This is a genomic window from Helicobacter sp. T3_23-1059 (assembly GCF_053654515.1).
Genome location: NZ_JBSIUV010000143.1, coordinates 1 through 1,281, shown reverse-complemented (window position 1 = coordinate 1,281; position 1,281 = coordinate 1). Strand labels below are relative to the sequence as shown.

At 27.5% G+C, this 1,281-nt stretch carries 3 protein-coding genes; all 3 read right to left on the bottom strand.

All coding sequences use genetic code 11. From position 1 onward, the window contains the following. A partial coding sequence (locus ACWIX0_RS13650) for a hypothetical protein (protein WP_454174528.1) occupies nt 1–181 on the bottom strand: 181 nt, incomplete at its 3' end. Further along, on the bottom strand, nt 178–597 hold the full coding sequence (locus tag ACWIX0_RS13645) for a DUF6402 family protein (RefSeq protein ID WP_454174529.1): 420 nt from the start codon (nt 595–597) through the stop codon (nt 178–180). The genes ACWIX0_RS13645 and ACWIX0_RS13650, both read right to left, overlap by 4 nt. 27 nt (nt 598–624) lie before the next feature. Beyond that, the gene (locus ACWIX0_RS13640; protein WP_454174527.1) at nt 625–1,197 is read right to left on the bottom strand and encodes a hypothetical protein; all 573 of its coding nucleotides are present in this window, start codon (nt 1,195–1,197) and stop codon (nt 625–627) included. Nucleotides 1,198–1,281: the final 84 nt, after the last annotated feature.

Sequence of the window (1,281 nt, the reverse complement as noted above, 5' to 3'; positions counted from 1 at the left end):
AAAAAAATATTAACATTCCGCCCAATACATTCCCCAGCAATCCATATATCAAAAAATACCCATTGACTTTATGTTTATTTTTTAGTAACACAAATAAAGCAATAATGTTTAAAATACTATCCACTATGCAAAACATAAAAAATCTAGCATACATCACACCATAAATATAATCCACAATCATTTTTTACCTCTATAAATGGTAATTTTAAAAAATTCTTTGTATCCATTTGGAACTTTTATGTTTTTAAAATCTTTACTTGCTAAAATATAATCCAAGCCTATTTCAAAATACTTTTGAGTATTTTGGTAATCGTTATTGTAAATAGGATATATGTTTTCCATTCTTTTTTGAAAATAATCATCTATTGTTATGGCTGATTTTAGACGAAATAATGCCACAACATTTTCTTTGCTAAAACTTCCTTTTGTTTTTTTAATATACCTACTCATCTGACTTTCTGAAACATCTTCATCAAATTTAAGTTTATTGTAGTTCCACGCCCCAACAGGCTGCCCAAATTCTACAATATTTCCATTAGTATCAAAAGTGTGGTCTTGGTCACTAAAATCAAAGCTATCATCAACATAAGCCTTAATCTGTGTAGGAAATATCGATATTGTTTATCATTTCACTTTCTTTTTTGCCAAATATGATTTAATGTCTTTATAAATGATATATGCAAGTAGTGGGATATTTATAAGTATTGCTAATGCAATTTCTATCTTTATTGCCCCACCACTATTGATAGACAAATCCGACAAAAGTATAGCCCAACCTATACAAATACAAATCAAAGTCAAAGCTAACCCAGCAAAAAATGATTTACAACATAAGCTAAATTTATTTTTTATATTTAATGATTTGAAATATCTATAATTAAAAATAGTGGCATATATGCAAAATAATAAATGTGGAATGGTTTGAAGAATTCCAAACATAGGAAAAAAAAGAGCTGACAATACTATATAAGCAAACACTATTGGCGATACATCACTAAGCAAGTTGCCACTAAAATAAGTCCAATTACACCAAGATAAATATGTCAATCCCATAGCACCCAAATGAAAAAATATATTTACAATATGTCTTTTGTAAATATATAAAAACATTGTAGGTAGTGTGATAATAAACCAGCCCAAATGATAAGAAAATTCTATAAAATGTTCATAAGAATCACCTGCACCCTGAAATAACATTATAGCTCCTTAAAACTTGTAGTATAAATAAGAAAATCTAAACCCATTTGAAAAAAATGTTGCGAATGTTTAAAATCTGAATTA

Excerpts from the sequence above, each read along its gene's own strand:
- ACWIX0_RS13640 (WP_454174527.1), bottom strand. The coding sequence starts at position 1,197 with ATGTTATTTCAGGGTGCAGGTGATTCTTATGAACATTTTATAGAATTT.